The sequence below is a fragment of the Vibrio sp. KUL70 genome (assembly GCF_059725515.1).
Genome location: NZ_AP045834.1, coordinates 3,035,017 through 3,057,305, shown reverse-complemented (window position 1 = coordinate 3,057,305; position 22,289 = coordinate 3,035,017). Strand labels below are relative to the sequence as shown.

Below are 22,289 nucleotides of genomic sequence, written 5' to 3'. Positions count from 1 at the left end.
TTGCTAGCGCTTATTTTGCTTGTTTCTCGTTGAAACGCTTAATTTTCGCTAGTTTATCTTGAATACGTTTACGCTTTAGCGGCGATAGGTAATCAACAAATAGCTTGCCTTCTAGGTGGTCAAGCTCATGTTGAACACAGATAGCTAATAGATCATCAGCGTCGAAGGTGTACTCTTTGCCATCGCGGTCTAGCGCTTTCACAGTAACTTCTGCAGCGCGAGGCACCAGTGCTCGAGCACCAGGTACAGATAGACAGCCTTCTTCAATACCATCTTCACCGCGCTTCTCGATGATTTCTGGGTTGATCAGCACCATTGGCTCATCACGTGTTTCTGAAATATCGATAACAACAATACGCTGATGGAAATCAACCTGCGTTGCTGCAAGGCCGATACCCTCTTCGTCGTACATGGTTTCAATCATGTCATCAACGAACTTTTGGATCTCTGGGGTAACTTCTTTTACCGGTTTCGCCACAGTACGTAGACGATCATCCGGGAATGTTAATACTTGTAATACAGACATATATACTCGAAATATTGAACTGTGCCGAAACAGCTTAAACTTTGTTGGCTCAATTCTAGACATTTTATAGGCCAAATGACAGCATCCTGAAGGTAATTCTACGATTAGATGTCATATATTCAGACCAAGGAACCGAGGTCATGCGCCATTTTTTAACGAGGTTATCGCTAGTTTTCCTGTCACTGTCAGGTGCCGCTGTGGCTCAAGAATCTTTACCACAGCTCAGTATCAAGCAGGATGCTCCCAAGAGTTATATCGTTGAGAAAGGCGATACATTATGGGATATCTCAGAAATGTATCTCGATAGCCCTTGGCTGTGGCCGCGTTTGTGGCAAGTGAATCCGGAAATCGATAACCCTCATCTTATCTATCCAGGAGATAAGCTCTCATTGGTATGGCGTAATGGTCAGCCAGTATTGAGTGTAAAACCGATTATGAAGCTAAGCCCTAAGATTCGAGTTAGGGATAAAAAAGCGGTGCCTACGGTGAATGAAGGGTTGGTGTTGCCCTATCTTCAATCAGATCGATTGGTGACCCAAGCGGATATAGAGTCAGCGCAGCGTGTGTTGGGGACAAGTGATGGACGTAAGTTTCTAACCGCTCAAGATCGCTTGTTCATCTCTGGTCAGCAACAGCATCAGAAATGGGGAATCTACCGTGCAGTGGCAACCTATCAACGAACTCAGCCTGCTACCTCAATCGTGTCTTTACGCTTAGTCGCAACCGCGCAACTTAGCTCTGTTGATGATGAATTCAGTAGCTTAAAGGTTGACTCTCAGCTGCAAGAAATCCTGATTAATGATGTTGTTCTCCCTGAATTAGTCCTAGATAAGAGTAAGTTAACCACCACTTTTTATCCTTCTCCTACGGCGGCGGATCAATCTGCCAATATTGTCGGTTCTTTAGAAGGGGCCAAATTCAGTGCTAAAAACCAGGTTGTAGTGATAGATAGAGGGACTGATGATGACCTGCGTCAGGGCTCTATGTTCTCGCTTAGACAGCCAGGTGCAGTGGTCTATGGTCAGCAGGGCGAGTACAGTTATGACAACGATGCACTCGGTAATAAAGTTCAGCTTCCTAATACTGAAATCGGGAACTTAATGGTGATAAGGCCTTACCAGCACTTTAGCTTGGCGCTAGTAACTCAAAACAGCCAACCAATTAGTAATGAAACTTTGGCGGTATCGCCGTTAACTATGGTTTTAAATCATTCTGCTTCTGCGATCGAACCATAGGACTACCAGATGACTGAGCAAGAGTTGACGGCGTGGTTGAGGCTGAGCTTCGTTCCTAAGCTAGGAATGAAGCGCCTTAAACGCTTACTGGCTATCGACTCTCCACTTAATATTGTTAATTACTCACATGAGCAGCTTCAGGCGCTAGGTTTCTCCGATTCTCAAATTACCTATCTTAGATTCAAAACAGAGCCATTGGTTGAAGAGTGCTTATCGTGGCAAGCGAAAAGCGCCAACCATCATCTTGTTACTCACCAATGTGCCGCATATCCACCAAGCCTGCGCCAGATAGCCAGCGCACCTAGCACACTGTTTGTGCGCGGTAATATATCGACACTCAGTGACCCTCAAATCGCGATGGTGGGCAGTCGTAATGCCAGCCTAGAAGGACTGCAAACGGCCAAAGCATTTGCTCGAGAGTTTGCGCAGAGCGGTTTGATTGTGACTAGTGGCTTAGCGTTGGGTATTGATGGCTATGCGCATGATGGTGCTTTAGAAGGCGGCGGTGAAACTTTTGCAGTGCTAGGTTCGGGGTTAGATGCTATCTACCCAGCACGCCATCGTAAATTGGCACAGCGGATCGAAGAGCAGGGCGCGCTAATCTCTGAATTTCGCCCTTCGGCTAAACCTCGTCCTGAAAACTTTCCGCGTCGCAATCGTATTATCAGTGGCTTGTCGCTCGGTACACTGGTGGTCGAAGCGGCGGAAAAGAGTGGTTCATTGATTACGGCTCGCTACGCATTAGAACAAGGACGAGAAGTCTTTGCTTTGCCTGGTTCAATACATAATCCGACTAGCCGTGGAGGAAACAGTTTAATTAAGTCGGGCGCTTGCTTGGTTCAGAGTGCTCAAGATGTGCTTGTTGAAATAAAAAGTCTATTGGATTGGTCTATTGAAGTACAACCCAGTCTGTTTGAAGCGCCGATAACCGACAATGAAAATGAACAATTGCCATTTCCGCATCTGTTAGCTAACGTAGGGTTAGAGGCGACACCCGTTGATATTTTGGCACAGCGAACCCATATACCTGTGCATGAAGTCATGATGCAGCTCTTAGAGTTAGAACTTTTAGGGCATGTTGTTGCAGTTTCTGGTGGCTATATTCGAAAGGGGAGAGGCTAGCTATGATGATGGACATTCTGATGTACCTGTTTGAAACCTACATCCATAGCGATTCTGAATTGCAGGTGGATCAAGACGAGCTTGAAGAAGAGTTACTTCGAGCAGGGTTTCACCAAGACGATATTTATAAGGCTCTTCACTGGTTAGAAGATCTCGCGGCACTGCAAGAAACTGATAGCCAAGCGGCAATCTCGGTCTCTTCAAATACCTCTATGCGTATTTATACTAAGCGAGAGATGGCGCGTATTAACCTCGAGTGTCGTGGTTTTCTTCTATTCCTCGAGCAGATCAATGTATTGACCACTGAAATTCGTGAGATGGTTATCGATCGAGTGATGGGGCTTGAGACCAATGAGTTTGAGTTGGATGATCTCAAATGGATTATCTTAATGGTGCTGTTTAACGTACCGGGTAATGAGAGTGCTTACACGCAAATGGAAGAGCTGTTGTACACCAAAGAGCAAGGTATCTTGCATTAATACAGGCTTGTCATGAGTAGTAAGATCGATCATCAGCTTTTCTCGGCTCACGAGCATGCGTTAGAACATGAAGCTTGTCCACAGTGTGATGGAGAGCTGCAACTGCGCCACGGTAAACACGGCCCGTTTATGGGATGTAATCATTATCCTGAATGCGACTATATTAAGCCGTTGCATCAGAATGATGGGCATATCGTCAAAGAACTCGGTGTGCCTTGTCCAAAGTGCCAAAATGAATTGGTATTAAGGCAAGGGCGCTATGGCATGTTTATAGGTTGTAGTAGCTACCCAGAGTGTCATCACATCGAGTCACTTGACCAACCGAAACAAGAGCAGCAATCAGCCCCGCAAGTCGCCTGCCCAGAGTGTGGTAAAGGTCATCTTGTTGAGCGCAAGTCTCGCTATGGTAAACAGTTCTTTGCGTGTGACGACTACCCTAAGTGTAAGTTTGCCGTCAACCAGCCGCCGATTATAGGCCGCTGTGAAGTGTGCCAGTATCCGCTGCTGATGGAGAAGAAAACGGCAAAAGGCATCAAAAAGCAGTGTGCTGACCGAAAATGTCACCACATTCAAGAATAAGCATAAAAAAACGGCGCTCGATGAGCGCCGTTTTTATTGGATTTCTATTTACTGCATCTGCGCAGCAAAATCGTGGATCGCTGGGTAAGCCCTTTTATCCAAGATTTTAGCTAGACCGCAAAGCGTGCGTTGCAGTTCGGCATTGTAGTCAGCACTGACATTGATGTGACCCATCTTACGACCGGCACGTTTTTCTTTGCCATACCAGTGAACATGACAACCGGCCTGTGCCAAGATCGCGTTAGGCAGAGTGTCTTCACCCAGGATATTGATCATCGCAGTTGGGCGAATCAGCTTTGTGCTTCCTAGAGGCATGCCACATACAGCGCGAAGGTGATTTTCAAACTGACAAGTTTCAGCACCTTGCTGTGTCCAGTGACCTGAGTTATGAACGCGTGGGGCAATCTCATTAACGAGCAGGGCACCTTGAACATCAAAGAATTCAAGAGCAAGTACACCTACGTAATCCAAGCGTTCCGCAACCGCAGTGAACATAGTCTTAGCTTGTTCCTGTAACTCAACATCATCAATCGCTGTTGAAAGGCTCAGAACACCATTGGTATGAACGTTTTCAGCTAGTGGGTAAACTTGGATTTCACCATCTTTACCACGAGCACCGACCAAAGATACCTCACGATCAAATGGAACAAATTCCTCCGCAACAATCGCTTGGTTGTCGGTCGCCGCGATGCATTCTGCCATCTCAGTCCAAACGGTTTCTACTGCGTCTAGTGACTTAAGACGCCATTGGCCTTTGCCATCATAGCCACCGAGTGTGCTCTTAAGCACCATTGGTAGGCCAACATGCGAGATCGCGTGGTCAAAGTCTTCGCGAGAGTTGATCACTGCGTATTTTGCGTTTTTCACGCCCGCTTGGTCGAGCAGAGCTTTCTCAAGACGACGGTCGCCGCCAGCTTTGATTGCTTCGGTAGTCGGTAAGAACTTACCACTGCGCTCACACACTTCAAGCACATCATGAGGGATGTGTTCGAATTCAGCCGTAATCACATCCGCACGCTCAATCGCATTCTCTAAGCCATTGCCTAGAATCGCTTGCGTTAATGGGTGAACAATATTTTTGCTGCCAACATCAAAAGCAGAAATTTCAATATTCAGCGGTGCCCCAGCTAGGGACATCATGCGAGCAAGCTGGCCCGCGCCTAACACAAGAACATGCATGGGAATTAGTCCTCTGCAGGGTTTGGATTAGCTAGTACCGTTTCTGTTTGCTCAGAGCGGAATGCTTCTACTTTTGCCATCACATCTTCATTGTGCGTACCAATGATTTGTGCTGCTAGAATACCTGCGTTAGCTGCACCTGCTTCACCAATGGCTAGCGTACCAACCGCGATACCTTTAGGCATTTGTACGATAGAAAGAAGTGAGTCCATGCCTTTTAGAGCTTTAGACTGTACAGGTACGCCAAGAACAGGAACGCTAGTAAATGCTGCTGCCATACCCGGTAGGTGAGCTGCGCCGCCTGCACCTGCAATGATCACCTTAATTCCACGCTCTTTTGCACTCGTTGCGTAATCCGCCAGTAGTTGAGGAGTACGGTGAGCAGAAACCACTTTTGTTTCGTACGCTACGCCAAATTGATCCAACATGTCCGCTGCTAGCTTCATTGTTGGCCAATCAGATTTAGAACCCATGATAATACCGACAGTCATCTCAAACTCCTTCAGGTACGATTTGATTAAGTGATTAGATAATTTGCGCGCATTATACGGGTAAAATCACTCAAGGAAAACGTTTGCGTCGGTCAAAATTGCTAATTGATACATTTTATAAACAAATAGCTTTAGTAACAGTTAGTGATTATTTGTACACTTAACGAGTTTAATAGCAGATATAGATGAGGCAAACCGTGGACAACTTTCAGCATACTTTGCAGGCATTACAACAAGGTGAGGTGATCGCCTACCCAACTGAAGGTGTATTTGGTGTTGGTTGCGATCCTGACAACCCGCAAGCTATCCAGAAATTACTTGAACTTAAACAGCGCCCGATGGAAAAGGGCCTCATCCTAATTGCTGCCAGTTATGAACAGTTGCTTCCTTATATCGATGAAAGTCAGCTGACCCCTGAGCAATTGGCAACGGTAAAATCGACATGGCCAGGTCCTGTTACGTGGATCATGCCAGCCAGTGCACAAGTGACGGATTGGGTCAGTGGTCAATTCGATTCAATTGCGGTACGTGTAACCGATCACCCTTTGGTACAGAAGATGTGTAATGCGTTTGGAAAGCCGTTAACCTCTACCAGCGCAAACCTATCGGGTGAGCCGCCGTGTATGACCACTGAAGAGGTGAAGCAGCAGCTCGGTCATAAGCTGGTGGCCATTCTTGAGGGTGAAACGGGAGGCCGTGATAAGCCGAGTGAAATCCGTGATGCAAAGACTTCTCAAATATTAAGACAAGGCTAAACCCTGCATAAAGGAAGAAACATGTCAGCAATTGATAAAGATGCGGTAAAGCAGTTCTTGCTCAACTTACAAGATTCGATTTGCCAACAACTAGAACAAGCCGATGGTGTTGCGGCGTTTGAAGAAGACGCATGGCAACGTGAACCTGGTGAGCGTCTTGGCGGTGGTGGTCGTACGCGCGTTATGACTAATGGTGCCGTATTTGAGCAGGGTGGTGTGAACTTCTCTCACGTCGCAGGCAAAGAGATGCCAGCATCAGCGACCGCACATCGACCAGAGCTTGCTGGCCGAAAGTTTGAGGCAATGGGTGTTTCGTTGGTTATTCATCCTAAGAATCCATATATCCCAACCTCTCATGCCAATGTACGATTTTTCATTGCAGAGAAAGAGGGTGAAGCGCCTATCTGGTGGTTTGGTGGTGGCTTCGATCTGACCCCGTTCTACCCATTTGCTGAAGATTGCCAATCTTGGCACCAAACAGCGAAAGATCTATGTGCGCCATTTGGTGATGATGTGTATCAGCAGCATAAAGAGTGGTGTGATAAATATTTCTACTTGCCTCATCGTGATGAGACTCGTGGTGTAGGTGGCTTGTTCTTTGATGATTTAAATGAGTGGGGCTTTGAGAAGAGTTTTGCTTACATGCAAGCGGTTGGTGAGGGTTATACCCAAGCTTATCTACCAATTGTTGAACGAAGAAAAGAGACGCCTTACGGCGAACGTGAACGCGATTTCCAACTCTATCGTCGTGGCCGCTATGTTGAATTTAATCTAGTTTATGACCGTGGCACCCTATTTGGTCTACAAAGTGGTGGTCGTACCGAGTCGATTCTGATGTCGATGCCACCATTGGCACGATGGGAATATCGATATGAACCTAAAGAGGGTTCACCAGAGGCGCTACTGTACACAGACTATTTAAAACCTAGAGTTTGGTAAGACTTCCCTCCTTATAGGTATAGTGATAGGGTCATCATTCGATGACCCTTTTTCATAAGCTCTGTTAGGTAAGGATATGACACAGTACATAGATCGCTATGCCGTTTTTGGAAACCCAATTAGTCAAAGTAAATCACCATTTATTCATACGCTATTTGCTCGCCAAACGAACCAGCAACTTACCTATACATCTCAACAGCCTGAGCCAGGTGATTTTCTCATTGCAGCTAAAGATTTCTTTGGCAATGGTGGTAAAGGCTGTAACGTCACAGCACCGTTTAAAGAAGACGCATATCAATTTGCGGATCGTCTAACTGAGCGAGCTCAACTAGCTGGTGCCGTGAATACGCTTAAAAAGCTTGATGATGGCGAGATCATTGGTGACAACACCGACGGTGAAGGGCTAGTCCAAGACTTATTGCAACACCAAGTGGTATTAAAAGACGCTCGTATTCTGCTGCTTGGAGCTGGCGGTGCAGCAAGAGGCGTGATTAAGCCATTGCTTGACCACAATCCTCGTCAGTTAGTGATTGCTAACCGCACTGCTTCTAAAGCACAGCTACTCGCAGAAATGTTCACTTCCTTTGGTAATGTCTCAGGCATTGGACTTGATGAGGTGCATGAAGGCTTTGATGTGATCATTAACTCTACTTCTTCAGGGTTGAGTGGTGAACTTCCCCAAGTGTCCGCCGAGATATTCACACCAACAAGTACCGTTTATGACATGGTCTATGGTTCGGGACACACGGTCTTTAATCGCTGGGCATTGGATAATGGTGTCCACGCTGCTTATGATGGCCTAGGCATGCTGGTGGGTCAGGCGGCTGAAAGCTTTATGTTGTGGCGCGGTCTAAGACCGGGAACAAAGCAAATCCTCAGAGAATTAAGAAAGAACCTAGAGGCGTAATAATGAATCAGTCAATTTTGTTTCCTGATATCCAAACCTGGGATGCTGAGAATCAATGCGTCGTTTTCCCTGCTCAACAAAGTGGCGCACTTATTGAGTGTACTATTACTCTAGAAGAGCTAGGAAAATTGGCAGGACGTGAAGTAACAAATGAGCAAGCCATTGAGGTGTTCAGTGAGTTGCGTTTTGACTTAGAAGAACTAGCAGAAGAGCTAATAGAAGAAGAGGAGTTTAACTCCTCTGGTCAAATCGAGATTCAAGCGTCTTAAACTGGTCGAACTGAATCTAGATAGTCATTTTTGTTCTGAACATAGTTGTCGGCAGACTTCTGGAGAAAAGCACGTTCTTTATCTGTTAAAGGGCGTGCTTGTTTTACAGGGCTTCCCACATACAAATAACCACTCTCCAAAACTTTGTTTGGCGGAACTAAACTGCCAGCACCAATCATCACCTCTTGCTCTACGACAACATTGTCTAGAATGATCGCTCCCATTCCTACCAATACCCGATCTTGAATGGTGCAACCATGCAACATCACCTTATGGCCAACCGTGACATCATTACCGATAATCAAAGGGTAGCCGTCAGGGTTCTCCTTGTTTTTATGGGTGACATGAAGAACAGAACCATCTTGGATATTTGTACGTTGACCAATATGGATATGATTAACATCGCCTCTTGCTGCAACCAAAGGCCAAACACTAGAGTCGTCACCAATCTTGATATCACCAACTAATACTGCGGTTTCATCTATATAGACATCTTGGCCTATTTCCGGTGCGATACCTTTATAACTGCGTATAGAACTCATAAATCCTCCTTTATATAGCTAGCTTAAGAGCATTATTGGGTCTCTGACTAGGATAAATGGCCGTTTTTGAGTGTTTTTTATCCGAACAATCAAAAAACTAAAAAAAACGTAAAAAAGGGCTTGCCAATGTGATCGCAATCTCTATAATGCCACCTCGCTGACACGGGATGGCTTCGCAAGAAACCACAACGAATCAGCAAGTCAAATTAGCCAAGCTAAGCGCTTGAAAAAAGTTTTGAAAAAGTGGTTGACACTAAAACTTAAATCGCTAAAATGGCCGTCCGATTTGAGCGAAGCTCAAAAAGGAAAAGCTCTTTAACAATTTAAACCTATCAATCTGTGTGGGCACTCGTTGATGAATATCACTAAGTTTGTTTTCGCTTTTAAAAGCAAAGGCAAACACGAAACTTCGGTTTCAACTTGATTTCAATGAACTGAGTGACCAATTCGAATCGTAAGATTCGGCACAGTCAATTCAACATTACTTAGCTTTTTATTAAGCGAAGAGAATGTAATCAGTATTCATTGAGTCGACAAAATCTTAAATTGAAGAGTTTGATCATGGCTCAGATTGAACGCTGGCGGCAGGCCTAACACATGCAAGTCGAGCGGAAACGAGTTATCTGAACCTTCGGGGAACGATAACGGCGTCGAGCGGCGGACGGGTGAGTAATGCCTAGGAAATTGCCTTGATGTGGGGGATAACCATTGGAAACGATGGCTAATACCGCATGATGCCTACGGGCCAAAGAGGGGGACCTTCGGGCCTCTCGCGTCAAGATATGCCTAGGTGGGATTAGCTAGTTGGTGAGGTAATGGCTCACCAAGGCGACGATCCCTAGCTGGTCTGAGAGGATGATCAGCCACACTGGAACTGAGACACGGTCCAGACTCCTACGGGAGGCAGCAGTGGGGAATATTGCACAATGGGCGCAAGCCTGATGCAGCCATGCCGCGTGTATGAAGAAGGCCTTCGGGTTGTAAAGTACTTTCAGCAGTGAGGAAGGGGATGTCGTTAATAGCGGCATTTCTTGACGTTAGCTGCAGAAGAAGCACCGGCTAACTCCGTGCCAGCAGCCGCGGTAATACGGAGGGTGCGAGCGTTAATCGGAATTACTGGGCGTAAAGCGCATGCAGGTGGTTTGTTAAGTCAGATGTGAAAGCCCGGGGCTCAACCTCGGAACTGCATTTGAAACTGGCAAACTAGAGTACTGTAGAGGGGGGTAGAATTTCAGGTGTAGCGGTGAAATGCGTAGAGATCTGAAGGAATACCAGTGGCGAAGGCGGCCCCCTGGACAGATACTGACACTCAGATGCGAAAGCGTGGGGAGCAAACAGGATTAGATACCCTGGTAGTCCACGCCGTAAACGATGTCTACTTGGAGGTTGTGGCCTTGAGCCGTGGCTTTCGGAGCTAACGCGTTAAGTAGACCGCCTGGGGAGTACGGTCGCAAGATTAAAACTCAAATGAATTGACGGGGGCCCGCACAAGCGGTGGAGCATGTGGTTTAATTCGATGCAACGCGAAGAACCTTACCTACTCTTGACATCCAGAGAAGCCAGCGGAGACGCAGGTGTGCCTTCGGGAACTCTGAGACAGGTGCTGCATGGCTGTCGTCAGCTCGTGTTGTGAAATGTTGGGTTAAGTCCCGCAACGAGCGCAACCCTTATCCTTGTTTGCCAGCACTTCGGGTGGGAACTCCAGGGAGACTGCCGGTGATAAACCGGAGGAAGGTGGGGACGACGTCAAGTCATCATGGCCCTTACGAGTAGGGCTACACACGTGCTACAATGGCGCATACAGAGGGCGGCCAACTTGCGAGAGTGAGCGAATCCCAAAAAGTGCGTCGTAGTCCGGATTGGAGTCTGCAACTCGACTCCATGAAGTCGGAATCGCTAGTAATCGTAGATCAGAATGCTACGGTGAATACGTTCCCGGGCCTTGTACACACCGCCCGTCACACCATGGGAGTGGGCTGCAAAAGAAGTGGGTAGTTTAACCTTCGGGAGGACGCTCACCACTTTGTGGTTCATGACTGGGGTGAAGTCGTAACAAGGTAGCCCTAGGGGAACCTGGGGCTGGATCACCTCCTTATACGAAGATATTCACGATAAGTGTCCACACAGATTGATACGGTTTAGAAAGTAAAAGAGACGAAGATATCCCAATATCTTCAAGCAATTTGGTTCTGCTTTTTAAAGTGGAAGCAAACTTAGTGTCCCGTTCGTCTAGAGGCCTAGGACACCGCCCTTTCACGGCGGTAACAGGGGTTCGACTCCCCTACGGGATACCATTGGGTCGTTAGCTCAGTTGGTAGAGCAGTTGACTTTTAATCAATTGGTCGCAGGTTCGAATCCTGCACGACCCACCATTTCTTCTTTTAGAAATGACTCTCAAGATGGGGCTATAGCTCAGCTGGGAGAGCGCCTGCCTTGCACGCAGGAGGTCAGCAGTTCGATCCTGCTTAGCTCCACCATTCTTGAGGAATTCTTCTCCACGAGGAATTAAAACTAATGTGGGCGATTAGCTCAGTTGGGAGAGCACCTGCCTTACAAGCAGGGGGTCACTGGTTCGAGCCCGGTATCGCCCACCATCTTTAAGCGCATTAGTGATAGTGCTTTTAAAAATGGTTTTCATTAGCTAGTCATTAGCGAAAGAAACTTGCTCTTTAACAATTTGGAAAGCTGACTGATTTAAATAACAAGTTATTTAAATCAAATTAAAAGTTCTCAATGTTTATCCCTTCTTAGTTAATAAGAACGGTATAAACACAACACAAACACATTCAAGTGTCTTGTATTCAAAATTGAGTCCGGCAAACACGTAGTAAGAACTAACCCTTCTTATTACAACCAAAAACCTTGGTTGCTCGTTTGTCTTCACTGCCATTTGTCTTCACTTTTTAAAAGTGAAATCAAATAAGCAAGTGAAAGCAAATAAGTCATCAACTCGAAACTTCTTCGGGTTGTATGGTTAAGTGACTAAGCGTACACGGTGGATGCCTTGGCAGTCAGAGGCGATGAAGGACGTATTAACTTGCGATAAGCCCAGATTAGGTAGTAAAAACCTTTTGAGTCTGGGATTTCCGAATGGGGAAACCCACTTACATAAGTAAGTATCTTGTTGTGAATACATAGCAACAAGAGGCAAACCGGGGGAACTGAAACATCTAAGTACCCCGAGGAAGAGAAATCAACCGAGATTCCGAAAGTAGCGGCGAGCGAAATTGGATTAGCCCTTAAGCTTTTAATGATGCAGGTGAAGAGTCTGGAAAGTCTCGCAATAAAGGGTGATAGCCCCGTAACCGACACATCATAATCAGTGAAATCGAGTAGGGCGGGACACGTGATATCCTGTCTGAATATGGGGGGACCATCCTCCAAGGCTAAATACTACTGACTGACCGATAGTGAACCAGTACCGTGAGGGAAAGGCGAAAAGAACCCCTGTGAGGGGAGTGAAATAGAACCTGAAACCGTGTACGTACAAGCAGTAGGAGCACCTTCGTGGTGTGACTGCGTACCTTTTGTATAATGGGTCAGCGACTTATATTCAGTGGCAAGGTTAACCGTTTAGGGGAGCCGTAGGGAAACCGAGTCTTAACTGGGCGTTCAGTCTCTGGATATAGACCCGAAACCAGGTGATCTAGCCATGGGCAGGTTGAAGGTTGAGTAACATCAACTGGAGGACCGAACCGACTAATGTTGAAAAATTAGCGGATGACTTGTGGCTAGGGGTGAAAGGCCAATCAAACCTGGAGATAGCTGGTTCTCCCCGAAAGCTATTTAGGTAGCGCCTCGGACGAATACTACTGGGGGTAGAGCACTGTTAAGGCTAGGGGGTCATCCCGACTTACCAACCCTTTGCAAACTCCGAATACCAGTAAGTACTATCCGGGAGACACACGGCGGGTGCTAACGTCCGTCGTGGAGAGGGAAACAACCCAGACCGCCAGCTAAGGTCCCAAAGTATAGCTAAGTGGGAAACGATGTGGGAAGGCTCAGACAGCCAGGATGTTGGCTTAGAAGCAGCCATCATTTAAAGAAAGCGTAATAGCTCACTGGTCGAGTCGGCCTGCGCGGAAGATGTAACGGGGCTAAGCTATACACCGAAGCTGCGGCTGCATACTTTAGTATGCGGGGTAGGGGAGCGTTCTGTAAGCCGTTGAAGGTGGTCTGTAAGGGCTGCTGGAGGTATCAGAAGTGCGAATGCTGACATGAGTAACGATAAAGGGAGTGAAAAACTCCCTCGCCGGAAGACCAAGGGTTCCTGTCCAACGTTAATCGGGGCAGGGTAAGTCGACCCCTAAGGCGAGGCCGAAAGGCGTAGTCGATGGGAAACGGGTTAATATTCCCGTACTTCTTACAATTGCGATGGGGGGACGGAGAAGGCTAGGTGGGCCTGGCGACGGTTGTCCAGGTTCAAGTACGTAGGCGGAAAGTTTAGGTAAATCCGGACTTTCTTAACGCTGAGATACGATGTCGAGCCACTACGGTGGTGAAGTCATTGATGCCATGCTTCCAGGAAAAGCCTCTAAGCTTCAGATTGTAAGGAATCGTACCCCAAACCGACACAGGTGGTCGGGTAGAGAATACCAAGGCGCTTGAGAGAACTCGGGTGAAGGAACTAGGCAAAATGGTACCGTAACTTCGGGAGAAGGTACGCTCTTATCGGTGAAGTCCCTTGCGGATGGAGCTGACGAGAGTCGCAGATACCAGGTGGCTGCAACTGTTTATTAAAAACACAGCACTGTGCAAAATCGTAAGATGACGTATACGGTGTGACGCCTGCCCGGTGCCGGAAGGTTAATTGATGGGGTTAGACTTCGGTCGAAGCTCTTGATCGAAGCCCCGGTAAACGGCGGCCGTAACTATAACGGTCCTAAGGTAGCGAAATTCCTTGTCGGGTAAGTTCCGACCTGCACGAATGGCGTAATGATGGCCACGCTGTCTCCACCCGAGACTCAGTGAAATTGAAATCGCTGTGAAGATGCAGTGTACCCGCGGCTAGACGGAAAGACCCCGTGAACCTTTACTACAGCTTGGCACTGAACATTGACCCTACATGTGTAGGATAGGTGGGAGACTTTGAAACCGCGTCGCTAGATGTGGTGGAGTCGTCCTTGAAATACCACCCTTGTAGTGTTGATGTTCTAACGTTGGTCCCTGAATCGGGATTACGGACAGTGCCTGGTGGGTAGTTTGACTGGGGCGGTCTCCTCCCAAAGAGTAACGGAGGAGCACGAAGGTGGGCTAATCACGGTTGGACATCGTGAGGTTAGTGCAATGGCATAAGCCCGCTTGACTGCGAGAATGACAATTCGAGCAGGTGCGAAAGCAGGTCATAGTGATCCGGTGGTTCTGAATGGAAGGGCCATCGCTCAACGGATAAAAGGTACTCCGGGGATAACAGGCTGATACCGCCCAAGAGTTCATATCGACGGCGGTGTTTGGCACCTCGATGTCGGCTCATCACATCCTGGGGCTGAAGTCGGTCCCAAGGGTATGGCTGTTCGCCATTTAAAGTGGTACGCGAGCTGGGTTTAGAACGTCGTGAGACAGTTCGGTCCCTATCTGCCGTGGGCGTTGGAAGATTGAAGGGGGCTGCTCCTAGTACGAGAGGACCGGAGTGGACGAACCTCTGGTGTTCGGGTTGTCATGCCAATGGCATTGCCCGGTAGCTAAGTTCGGAATCGATAACCGCTGAAAGCATCTAAGCGGGAAGCGAGCCCTGAGATGAGTCTTCCCTGGCACTTTAAGTGTCCTAAAGGGTTGTTCAAGACTAGAACGTTGATAGGCAGGGTGTGTAAGCGCTGTGAGGCGTTGAGCTAACCTGTACTAATTGCCCGTGAGGCTTAACCATACAACACCCAAGGGGTTTTGATGGACTCAAAGATACAAACGCTTGAATGAGTTTGAGAGAACAGAAACAGCTTTCCAGATTACTTTTCTGAAAGAAAATCAGAGAAGAAAGAATTTGCTTGGCGACCATAGCGTTGTGGACCCACCTGATTCCATGCCGAACTCAGAAGTGAAACGCAATAGCGCCGATGGTAGTGTGGGGCTTCCCCATGTGAGAGTAGGACATCGCCAGGCTTTAAATTATGAACGACTTGTCAGCGACGACAAGTAGTCCACTGCGGAGTGGTAGTTCAGTTGGTTAGAATACCGGCCTGTCACGCCGGGGGTCGCGGGTTCGAGTCCCGTCCACTCCGCCACTTATTCGAGAGCCTCGCCCAGTGCGAGGTTTTTTCGAATCTACAGTATTGAAATTTTAGGGGTGTAGCTCCAATTGGCAGAGCAGCGGATTCCAAATCCGCGTGTTGGGAGTTCGAATCTCTCCACCCCTGCCATATCCAAGGCTCTAGTCGAAAGACTGGAGCCTTTTTCTTTGGCGGAAGAAAAGAGCAGCGGATTCTGCCACTACCAAAATCGCGCGTGTTGGGAGCTGGAGTGCCAGCCCAGCCGAATCTCTCCACCCCTGCCATATCCAAGGCTCTAGTCGAAAGACTAGAGCCTTTTTTCGTCTATGGCGTAAATCACGCCATTTCAGAATAGTGGGTCGTACGGTCTTGTCTTCAATTTTTTAGCGCTGTTTGTGAATACTGATGGTAGTGGGTGCAAGACTCAAAATTAACTTCGTAATGAGAATTGTTATTAATAATCTGTTACATTTTGCACAGGTTAATTTTAGAGTAGAACAGCATGGATATTTCTCGTCGTCAGTTTATTAAATCTTCTATTGCTATATCAGCGTTATCAATCTTACCTGCTTGTAGTGTTACTCAATCTGTCGATGCAAAAGGGCGATATGTATACGACCTAACGGCAGAGCCTGCAACAGCTGAGCTCGTGCCTGGATACACGACTAAAGTACTTGGCTTTGATGGGCAAATACCAGCACCTACCATTCGCTGCCGTCAAGGTGAGAAGGTTGTTATCCGCTTCACCAATAAGCTCGCAGAGCCAACCACAATCCACTGGCATGGCTTAAGAATCCCGATTGAAATGGATGGTGTACCTTTCCTAAGTCAGCCTCCAATCATGCCTGGAGAGACCTTTATTTATGAGTTTACTCCACCAGATGCGGGTACCTTCTGGTATCACCCACATATGAATAGTGTTAAACAGCTAGGAATGGGGTTAGTAGGGCTGATCATTGTTGAAGAGTCTCAGCCCGTTGCTTTTGATGAAGAGTTACCCCTGATGCTTAAACATTGGCATCTTGATAAGCAAGGACAGTGGAAGGATCTGATGATTCCAAGAATGAGTGCTCGTATGGGTACCCCTGGGGAATGGAGTAGTGTGAATGGTGTTCATGAGCCGAAATACCTGATTAAGCAAAACGCGACAACACGCCTGCGAATCGCTAATGTCGACAATACTATTACTTATCCTATTGCGGTCGAGGGTGTGGAGGCTTGGGTTATTGCTATTGATGGCAACCCTGTAAAGGCGCCTTATCGACTGACGAAACATAAGGTTGGTCCGGGCATGCGAGTGGATATTGGATTTGTGGCTCCGACTAAAGGTACCACTATAAATGTCTTGCAGATGAAAGGACGTTTTCCATTTTCATTATGTTCATTAGAAGTCGTGGACTCGAACTTGCCATCCGAGCAGGTATTACCTTCTTTACCACTCAACCCGGTTCCTAATCTAGATCTCGATAATGCTACTGAAATCGATTTTTTGTTTGAGTGGGAGGGGGCGATCAGTCCGGCAGGAAAAGATGGCAAGTCGATGCCTAAATTCTGGCTGACGAACAAGCGCGCATGGGAAGGGATGAGTAAGGGTAATATCCCTGAGCCACTTGCGACGTTAGAGCTTGGAAAGACATACATTTTCGATCTCAAGAACGTGACTCAGTATCACCACCCGATCCATATTCATGGCCATACCTTTACCGTACTAGAGCTAGATGGTAAGAAAGTCGGAGAGCCATTCCATACTGACACTGTTCTGCTTGGTAAGAATGGGAGTGCTAAGGCTGCTTTCGTTGCTGATAACCCGGGGCGCTGGATGTATCACTGTCATGTTATTGAACATATGAAGACAGGTTTAATGGGTTACATTGAAGTAAAGTGACAGCTGTAACGTTTTGATGTTGAAATGTGTCCAAGGAATTTATTCACAAATTTTCTCGAAAAAAAATTGAGTGAGGCTAGAATATCCTTAAGTCTTATGTGGGGGAATTATGGGTCAGTTTTCAATTTTGGGGTTTATCGCTATCGGCGGTGCATTTGGTGCATGTTCTCGTTATTTAATTTCTGAGTTGTGTGTGGTGCTATTGGGGCGTGGCTTTCCGTACGGCACTCTGACAGTGAATGTCGTCGGTTCATTTATTATGGGCCTACTGATCGCTGCATTCGAAAATGAGATGGTAGCAACCGAACCATGGCGTCAGATTATTGGGTTAGGCTTTCTAGGTGCATTAACGACATTCTCCACCTTCTCTATGGATAACGTGTTGTTGATGCAACAGGGCGCTTTTTTCAAGATGGGGCTTAATGTGCTACTAAATGTGGTATTGAGTATTTCTGCAGCTTGGATTGGCTTTCAGTTGCTAATTAAGAGTTAGTTCTCTAAATTCGTATCAAAATCACACAGGTCGGCTTGGTTTAACCAAGCCGATTTTATATACTAAATTCACTTGTCGGAGTGCCATAAGGCTGAGACCGTTCATTCGGGATCCGTTGAACCTGATCAGGTTAATACCTGCGAAGGGAACAAGAGAAGATATCCTTGCTGGAATTCTCTCTAGCAGACCTATCATCAAGCTAAACATTAGGCCGCTTTTGCCCAATTTGGGTATACCTATGTTCAGCCCCTCTTGTCGCATCTTTCCGCCAAGCATTTTTATCCGAATTTATTATCTAGAATAACGAAGCAAGGAAAAATGCTATGTCGAATCGCAAGCAAGCGAGACTGGAAGCAAAACAGTTTATTGAAACTCTCTCGGTACAACCGTACCCAAATTCAACCAAGGTTTACGTTGAAGGCTCTCGTGCCGATATTCGTGTCCCTATGCGCGAAATCTCTTTAGCCGATAGCCTAATAGGTGGCACCAAAGAAGCGCCGATCTTTGAGCCGAATGAGCCTATTCGCGTTTATGACACTTCGGGTGTGTACACCGACCCAGAGCATGAGATCGATCTTTATAACGGCTTACCGAAGCTGAGAGAGGGCTGGATTGAAGAGCGAGCCGATACCGAACTACTCGATGACGTGAGCTCGGTTTACACCAAAGAGCGCCTAGAAGATGAAACCTTAGATGAGCTTCGTTACGGCAATCTACCACGTATTCGACGTGCTAAAGATGGCCAATGTGTTACTCAAATGCATTATGCTCGTAAAGGAATCATTACCCCAGAAATGGAATATATCGCTCTGCGAGAGAACATGGGAAGGGCTCAGTACCGTGATGAAGTATTAACTCAGCAACATCCAGGTCAAAGCTTTGGGGCTAACCTGCCTAAAGACATTACTCCTGAATTTGTTCGCAGAGAGGTCGCTGAAGGTCGCGCAATTATCCCTTCCAATATCAACCACCCAGAATCTGAACCAATGATCATTGGTCGAAACTTCCTGGTAAAGGTTAATGCAAACATCGGCAACTCTTCCGTGTCATCTTCTATTGAGGAAGAGGTTGAGAAGCTAGTATGGGCAACTCGTTGGGGTGGCGATACCGTGATGGATCTCTCTACTGGGCGAAACATTCATGAGACGCGCGAATGGATACTGCGTAATAGCCCAGTGCCGATTGGTACGGTTCCTATGTATCAAGCTCTAGAAAAGGTTAATGGTGTTGCTGAGAACCTAAACTGGGAAGTGATGCGTGATACTTTGATTGAACAGGCTGAGCAGGGTGTTGACTACTTTACGATTCATGCCGGCTTACTACTTCGTTATGTACCTATGACTGCGAAACGTGTAACCGGTATCGTCTCGCGTGGTGGTTCAATTATCGCTAAGTGGTGCTTGGCTCATCATCAAGAAAGCTTTCTATACACAAACTTCAGAGAGATCTGTGAGATCTGTGCTAAGTACGATGTTGCTCTATCGTTAGGTGATGGCTTGCGTCCAGGCTCTGTTGCTGATGCTAATGATGAAGCGCAATTTGCCGAACTTCGCACGCTAGGCGAGTTAACTAAAATTGCTTGGGAATACGATGTTCAGGTCATTATTGAAGGCCCTGGTCATGTGCCTATGCATATGATCAAAGAGAACATGGACGAGCAGCTTGAACATTGCCATGAAGCGCCGTTTTATACTCTTGGTCCACTGACGACGGATATTGCACCGGGATATGACCATATAACTTCAGGCATCGGAGCGGCCATGATTGGTTGGTACGGATGTGCCATGCTCTGTTATGTAACACCAAAAGAGCATTTAGGCTTACCAAACAAAGAAGACGTTAAAACCGGTCTGATTACCTACAAGCTTGCCGCTCATGCTGGTGACCTAGCCAAAGGCCACCCCGGTGCACAAGTACGTGATAACGCTTTGTCAAAAGCGCGCTTTGAGTTCCGTTGGGAAGACCAATTCAATCTATCACTTGATCCTGAAACGGCGCGCGCTTTTCATGATGAAACCTTGCCACAAGAGTCAGGCAAGGTTGCCCATTTCTGCTCTATGTGCGGACCTAAATTCTGTTCGATGAAGATCTCGCAAGAGGTACGCGAATACGCCAAAGATACAGAGCAGGTTGCAGCTGACCAAGCGATATCGATCAAGATGCTGGATGATCCATTAGAGGGTATGCGTCAAAAATCGCAAGAGTTTCGTGAAACAGGGTCTGAGCTCTATCATCCAGCTACTACTGCAGAGGTCGCCGATTAATGAATAAAATCCTTATTCCGTCATCATTGATTGAGCTAACTGGCTTAGTTCAGCAGTGTTTGTTGTTGGCGAAAGAGCAGGGTTTTAGTATCGAAAATGTTGAGTTGGGTGTGAGCCCAACTCAATCGATACAGCTCATTCATGACCAACACACTACTAGCTTTTCAACTGACATTGTCTCTAATGTTGAGACTTCTAACGTCTCAGATTACAAGCTTTACTATCATTCTAGGCTAAGTGTTAGAGAGTGTCGTCATCAGGAGTCAACCGACATATTCATTGGTATTCCAGATAGAGACTCGAGAGATGCTCAAAATTCCAGTCAATTAGATATCTGGCGTCACCCTATAAATAATGAAGTTAGAGCACTTTCGGTTCCTCCACACCTAGCCATGCACGTGTCTCCAGAATTGCATTTGGCTTGGTTCGTGACTCTATCGATACTCGACTTTCCGATCGAGGATGCGTTAACTCTAGCGCGCGCGATGATGTCTCCGACAGAGGATGTTTCACGTGAAACATCGGCTTTTGATACTCGTACAATATCTTCAAATCATGTTGTTAAGGTATGGGCATTTGAGTTTAGTGCTTTTCCAACCCCTGTTCTTGAAGATGAACGTTTAGGTATTCAAGTTGGCTGGTCTGCTCAAGGCGAAAGCGTTAGTTTTGCCACACTGACCAAGCCTAGCCTAGGTCTGTATCCGGTTGTTGATGATGTATCGTGGATTGAACGTCTCTTACCTATGGGTGTCAATACCATTCAGCTTCGGATTAAGAACCCACAACAAGCAGATCTCGAGCAACAAGTGAAAAAAGCGATCGAATTGGGGCGTCAATACGATGCGCAAGTCTTCATCAATGATTATTGGCAACTAGCAATTAAGCATGGTGCTTATGGTGTTCACCTTGGCCAAGAGGATATCGAACAATCAAACCTTGCTCAGTTAAGCTCAGCCGGGGTTCGCCTTGGTTTATCAACACATGGCTACTACGAATTGCTACGAATCGTGCAGATTCATCCGAGCTACATCGCTTTAGGTCATATATTTCCAACGACGACTAAAGAGATGCCTTCTAAGCCACAAGGTTTGGTTCGTTTAGCTCTATATCAGAAGCTTATTGATACCATTCCATACGGCGCCTTTGGAGGGAGCACTAAGCAACAATTGGGTTTTCCAACAGTAGCAATTGGTGGCATCGATCAGAGCAATGCTGACCAAGTGTGGGAGTGTGGGGTATCGAGCCTTGCGGTTGTACGCGCAATTACTTTATCAAATGACCCACAGTCGGTGATCAACTTCTTTGCCAACCTAATGGGTTCGACGCAGGAAATGTCCACTAACAACAATCAAAGTGAACCGAGGGTTGCCTGTGCTGAATGATAGAGAGTTCCTGCGTTATCAACGTCAGGTGTCATTACCGGAAATTGGTGAGGATGGACAGGCACAGCTTGGTCAATCTCATGTTTTAGTTGTCGGTTGTGGCGGTTTAGGCAGTGCCGCTTGTTTGTATTTGGCAGCTGCGGGTATCGGCAAACTTGTGATTGTGGATGATGACATTGTTGAGAGCAGTAACTTACAAAGGCAAGTCATATATTGTGAACAAGACCTAGGCACGCCTAAGACCAGTGCAACGGCAAAGCAATTAGCGGAACTGAATCCTATGGTGCAAGTACGTACTATCAATAAGCGTTTAGAACCCAGTCAGCTTTCACTTGAGGTTATGTTGGCGGATGTGGTCTTGGACTGTAGTGACAACATGCCGACAAGGCAATTGATAAACCAAACCTGCTTTGAGCAAAACACCCCGCTTGTTTCTGCTGCCGCTATTGGATGGCAGGGCCAGTTTGCAGTATTTGACCACCAAGAGTCACAACAATCAGCTGCTTGTTATCGATGCTTGTATCCTTTTGATGAACTCATACAGACACAGAAGTGCAGCGAGTCTGGTGTTGTAGGTCCTGTGGTTGGGACTATGGGTAACTACCAAGCACTGGCCGCTATTCAAAAACTTGCGACAGGCAAATTCCACGTCAAAGCAAACGAACTGCACCTATTTGATGGTTTGAAAATGCAATGGCAGAAGCTAGCAATAACAAAAGATAGCAGCTGTCAGGTTTGTAGTTAGCACTGGGTTACAGGTTATAAAGAGAATTAAGAGCAATGACAATATTAGAACGAGCAAACCTTGAAGGGGCAAGTGAAAGTAGTGAGATGATAACAATCGTCATTAACGAACAGCCTCAGCAAATCGTTAATCAGAGCGATCTACAGAAAATTATTCATCAATTTGAGTTACCCGAAATGGGGTGTGTTTTCGCTATCAATAATACGGTGATACCTCGCGGTGAATGGGGTAGCACGTTACTTAGTGAGGGAGATTGCATCTCTCTGTTTCAAGCAATAGCAGGAGGATAACGAC

At 46.7% G+C, this 22,289-nt stretch carries 18 protein-coding genes, 6 tRNA genes, 3 rRNA genes and 1 riboswitch; of the genes, 23 read left to right on the top strand and 4 right to left on the bottom strand.

What is annotated here, in order from left to right; genetic code table 11:
- Positions 1 to 10: 10 nt before the first annotated feature.
- Positions 11 to 526, bottom strand: coding sequence for a peptide deformylase (gene def, locus AC6I7V_RS13790; RefSeq protein WP_255229577.1), 516 nt, complete (start codon positions 524 to 526; stop codon positions 11 to 13).
- Positions 527 to 666: 140 nt separating this feature from the next.
- Between def and AC6I7V_RS13785 the strand changes: the two genes are divergently transcribed.
- From AC6I7V_RS13785 to AC6I7V_RS13770, 4 genes are read left to right on the top strand one after another with little or no spacing between them, the layout of a single operon-like run.
- On the top strand, positions 667 to 1,761 hold the full coding sequence (locus AC6I7V_RS13785) for a LysM peptidoglycan-binding domain-containing protein (RefSeq protein WP_498011051.1): 1,095 nt from the start codon (positions 667 to 669) through the stop codon (positions 1,759 to 1,761).
- Positions 1,762 to 1,770: 9 nt separating this feature from the next.
- The gene (gene dprA / locus AC6I7V_RS13780) at positions 1,771 to 2,883 is read left to right on the top strand and encodes a DNA-processing protein DprA (RefSeq protein WP_498011050.1); all 1,113 of its coding nucleotides are present in this window, start codon (positions 1,771 to 1,773) and stop codon (positions 2,881 to 2,883) included.
- Positions 2,884 to 2,885: 2 nt separating this feature from the next.
- Entirely contained in the window at positions 2,886 to 3,362 is a 477-nt protein-coding gene (locus AC6I7V_RS13775) for a DUF494 family protein (protein ID WP_032548670.1), read from the top strand.
- A 12-nt stretch (positions 3,363 to 3,374) separates the two neighbouring features.
- Entirely contained in the window at positions 3,375 to 3,941 is a 567-nt protein-coding gene (locus AC6I7V_RS13770; protein ID WP_498011049.1) for a DNA topoisomerase family protein, read from the top strand.
- 48 nt (positions 3,942 to 3,989) lie between these two features.
- Here AC6I7V_RS13770 and AC6I7V_RS13765 read toward each other — a convergent pair whose 3' ends face one another.
- Both AC6I7V_RS13765 and purE read right to left on the bottom strand, forming a co-directional pair.
- Complete coding sequence (locus AC6I7V_RS13765) at positions 3,990 to 5,120, bottom strand: 5-(carboxyamino)imidazole ribonucleotide synthase (RefSeq protein ID WP_261882284.1); 1,131 nt, start codon at positions 5,118 to 5,120, stop codon at positions 3,990 to 3,992.
- 5 nt (positions 5,121 to 5,125) lie between these two features.
- Positions 5,126 to 5,611, bottom strand: a complete 486-nt coding sequence (gene purE, locus AC6I7V_RS13760; RefSeq protein WP_032548673.1) for a 5-(carboxyamino)imidazole ribonucleotide mutase — start codon at positions 5,609 to 5,611, stop codon at positions 5,126 to 5,128.
- A 197-nt stretch (positions 5,612 to 5,808) separates the two neighbouring features.
- Between purE and tsaC the strand changes: the two genes are divergently transcribed.
- The 4 genes from tsaC to AC6I7V_RS13740 all read left to right on the top strand — a co-directional run bounded on the left by tsaC (position 5,809) and on the right by AC6I7V_RS13740 (position 8,481).
- Positions 5,809 to 6,366 carry an L-threonylcarbamoyladenylate synthase type 1 TsaC gene (gene tsaC / locus AC6I7V_RS13755; protein WP_261882283.1) on the top strand — a complete coding sequence of 186 codons (558 nt, stop codon included), beginning with the start codon at positions 5,809 to 5,811 and terminating at the stop codon, positions 6,364 to 6,366.
- Positions 6,367 to 6,387: 21 nt separating this feature from the next.
- The gene (gene hemF / locus AC6I7V_RS13750; RefSeq protein WP_498011048.1) at positions 6,388 to 7,305 is read left to right on the top strand and encodes an oxygen-dependent coproporphyrinogen oxidase; all 918 of its coding nucleotides are present in this window, start codon (positions 6,388 to 6,390) and stop codon (positions 7,303 to 7,305) included.
- 76 nt (positions 7,306 to 7,381) lie between these two features.
- Positions 7,382 to 8,212, top strand: coding sequence for a shikimate dehydrogenase (aroE, locus tag AC6I7V_RS13745; protein WP_255229584.1), 831 nt, complete (start codon positions 7,382 to 7,384; stop codon positions 8,210 to 8,212).
- Positions 8,213 to 8,214: 2 nt separating this feature from the next.
- The gene (locus AC6I7V_RS13740) at positions 8,215 to 8,481 is read left to right on the top strand and encodes a DUF1488 family protein (RefSeq protein ID WP_032548677.1); all 267 of its coding nucleotides are present in this window, start codon (positions 8,215 to 8,217) and stop codon (positions 8,479 to 8,481) included.
- Here the strand turns inward: AC6I7V_RS13740 and AC6I7V_RS13735 are convergent.
- Complete coding sequence (locus AC6I7V_RS13735) at positions 8,478 to 9,023, bottom strand: gamma carbonic anhydrase family protein (RefSeq protein WP_498011047.1); 546 nt, start codon at positions 9,021 to 9,023, stop codon at positions 8,478 to 8,480. The two genes, AC6I7V_RS13740 and AC6I7V_RS13735, sit on opposite strands and share 4 nt — an antisense overlap.
- A gap of 543 nt (positions 9,024 to 9,566) precedes the next feature.
- Here AC6I7V_RS13735 and AC6I7V_RS13730 point away from each other — a divergent pair.
- The 15 genes from AC6I7V_RS13730 to thiS all read left to right on the top strand — a co-directional run bounded on the left by AC6I7V_RS13730 (position 9,567) and on the right by thiS (position 22,285).
- Positions 9,567 to 11,118: ribosomal RNA gene (locus AC6I7V_RS13730) — 16S ribosomal RNA — on the top strand.
- A gap of 123 nt (positions 11,119 to 11,241) precedes the next feature.
- Positions 11,242 to 11,317, top strand: a tRNA-Glu gene (locus AC6I7V_RS13725).
- A 2-nt stretch (positions 11,318 to 11,319) separates the two neighbouring features.
- Positions 11,320 to 11,395, top strand: a tRNA-Lys gene (locus AC6I7V_RS13720).
- A 29-nt stretch (positions 11,396 to 11,424) separates the two neighbouring features.
- Positions 11,425 to 11,500: transfer RNA gene (locus tag AC6I7V_RS13715), tRNA-Ala, on the top strand.
- Between the two features lie 41 nt (positions 11,501 to 11,541).
- A tRNA-Val gene (locus AC6I7V_RS13710) sits at positions 11,542 to 11,617 on the top strand.
- Between the two features lie 378 nt (positions 11,618 to 11,995).
- Positions 11,996 to 14,886, top strand: a 23S ribosomal RNA gene (locus tag AC6I7V_RS13705).
- A gap of 117 nt (positions 14,887 to 15,003) precedes the next feature.
- Positions 15,004 to 15,119 (top strand): 5S ribosomal RNA (gene rrf / locus AC6I7V_RS13700).
- The 16S, 23S and 5S rRNA genes sit together here with 6 tRNA genes alongside, the layout of an rRNA operon.
- A 45-nt stretch (positions 15,120 to 15,164) precedes the next feature.
- Positions 15,165 to 15,241: transfer RNA gene (locus tag AC6I7V_RS13695), tRNA-Asp, on the top strand.
- Between the two features lie 58 nt (positions 15,242 to 15,299).
- Positions 15,300 to 15,376: transfer RNA gene (locus AC6I7V_RS13690), tRNA-Trp, on the top strand.
- Between the two features lie 352 nt (positions 15,377 to 15,728).
- Entirely contained in the window at positions 15,729 to 17,111 is a 1,383-nt protein-coding gene (locus tag AC6I7V_RS13685) for a multicopper oxidase domain-containing protein (protein WP_498011046.1), read from the top strand.
- A gap of 109 nt (positions 17,112 to 17,220) precedes the next feature.
- Positions 17,221 to 17,604 carry a fluoride efflux transporter CrcB gene (gene crcB, locus AC6I7V_RS13680; RefSeq protein ID WP_255229588.1) on the top strand — a complete coding sequence of 128 codons (384 nt, stop codon included), beginning with the start codon at positions 17,221 to 17,223 and terminating at the stop codon, positions 17,602 to 17,604.
- Between the two features lie 66 nt (positions 17,605 to 17,670).
- Positions 17,671 to 17,769: riboswitch (TPP riboswitch) on the top strand.
- A gap of 158 nt (positions 17,770 to 17,927) precedes the next feature.
- Positions 17,928 to 19,868, top strand: a complete 1,941-nt coding sequence (gene thiC, locus AC6I7V_RS13675) for a phosphomethylpyrimidine synthase ThiC (RefSeq protein WP_498011045.1) — start codon at positions 17,928 to 17,930, stop codon at positions 19,866 to 19,868.
- Positions 19,868 to 21,250, top strand: a complete 1,383-nt coding sequence (locus AC6I7V_RS13670) for a thiamine phosphate synthase (RefSeq protein ID WP_498011044.1) — start codon at positions 19,868 to 19,870, stop codon at positions 21,248 to 21,250. Before thiC ends, AC6I7V_RS13670 begins: the two co-directional genes overlap by 1 nt.
- Positions 21,240 to 21,995: a HesA/MoeB/ThiF family protein gene (locus tag AC6I7V_RS13665; protein ID WP_498011043.1), complete on the top strand. Its 756-nt coding sequence runs from the start codon at positions 21,240 to 21,242 to the stop codon at positions 21,993 to 21,995. The genes AC6I7V_RS13670 and AC6I7V_RS13665 overlap by 11 nt, the downstream gene beginning before the upstream one ends.
- Positions 21,996 to 22,030: 35 nt before the next feature.
- Positions 22,031 to 22,285: a sulfur carrier protein ThiS gene (thiS, locus tag AC6I7V_RS13660; protein ID WP_498011042.1), complete on the top strand. Its 255-nt coding sequence runs from the start codon at positions 22,031 to 22,033 to the stop codon at positions 22,283 to 22,285.
- Positions 22,286 to 22,289 lie beyond the last annotated feature (4 nt).

Coding starts and splice junctions, on each gene's coding strand:
- AC6I7V_RS13735 (WP_498011047.1), bottom strand. CDS start 9,023: ATGAGTTCTATACGCAGTTATAAAGGTATCGCACCGGAAATAGGCCAA.
- def (WP_255229577.1), bottom strand. CDS start 526: ATGTCTGTATTACAAGTATTAACATTCCCGGATGATCGTCTACGTACT.
- aroE (WP_255229584.1), top strand. CDS start 7,382: ATGACACAGTACATAGATCGCTATGCCGTTTTTGGAAACCCAATTAGT.
- crcB (WP_255229588.1), top strand. CDS start 17,221: ATGGGTCAGTTTTCAATTTTGGGGTTTATCGCTATCGGCGGTGCATTT.
- hemF (WP_498011048.1), top strand. CDS start 6,388: ATGTCAGCAATTGATAAAGATGCGGTAAAGCAGTTCTTGCTCAACTTA.
- thiS (WP_498011042.1), top strand. CDS start 22,031: ATGACAATATTAGAACGAGCAAACCTTGAAGGGGCAAGTGAAAGTAGT.
- AC6I7V_RS13770 (WP_498011049.1), top strand. CDS start 3,375: ATGAGTAGTAAGATCGATCATCAGCTTTTCTCGGCTCACGAGCATGCG.
- AC6I7V_RS13785 (WP_498011051.1), top strand. CDS start 667: ATGCGCCATTTTTTAACGAGGTTATCGCTAGTTTTCCTGTCACTGTCA.
- dprA (WP_498011050.1), top strand. CDS start 1,771: ATGACTGAGCAAGAGTTGACGGCGTGGTTGAGGCTGAGCTTCGTTCCT.
- AC6I7V_RS13765 (WP_261882284.1), bottom strand. CDS start 5,120: ATGCATGTTCTTGTGTTAGGCGCGGGCCAGCTTGCTCGCATGATGTCC.
- AC6I7V_RS13670 (WP_498011044.1), top strand. CDS start 19,868: ATGAATAAAATCCTTATTCCGTCATCATTGATTGAGCTAACTGGCTTA.
- purE (WP_032548673.1), bottom strand. CDS start 5,611: ATGACTGTCGGTATTATCATGGGTTCTAAATCTGATTGGCCAACAATG.
- AC6I7V_RS13685 (WP_498011046.1), top strand. CDS start 15,729: ATGGATATTTCTCGTCGTCAGTTTATTAAATCTTCTATTGCTATATCA.
- thiC (WP_498011045.1), top strand. CDS start 17,928: ATGTCGAATCGCAAGCAAGCGAGACTGGAAGCAAAACAGTTTATTGAA.
- AC6I7V_RS13775 (WP_032548670.1), top strand. CDS start 2,886: ATGATGATGGACATTCTGATGTACCTGTTTGAAACCTACATCCATAGC.
- AC6I7V_RS13740 (WP_032548677.1), top strand. CDS start 8,215: ATGAATCAGTCAATTTTGTTTCCTGATATCCAAACCTGGGATGCTGAG.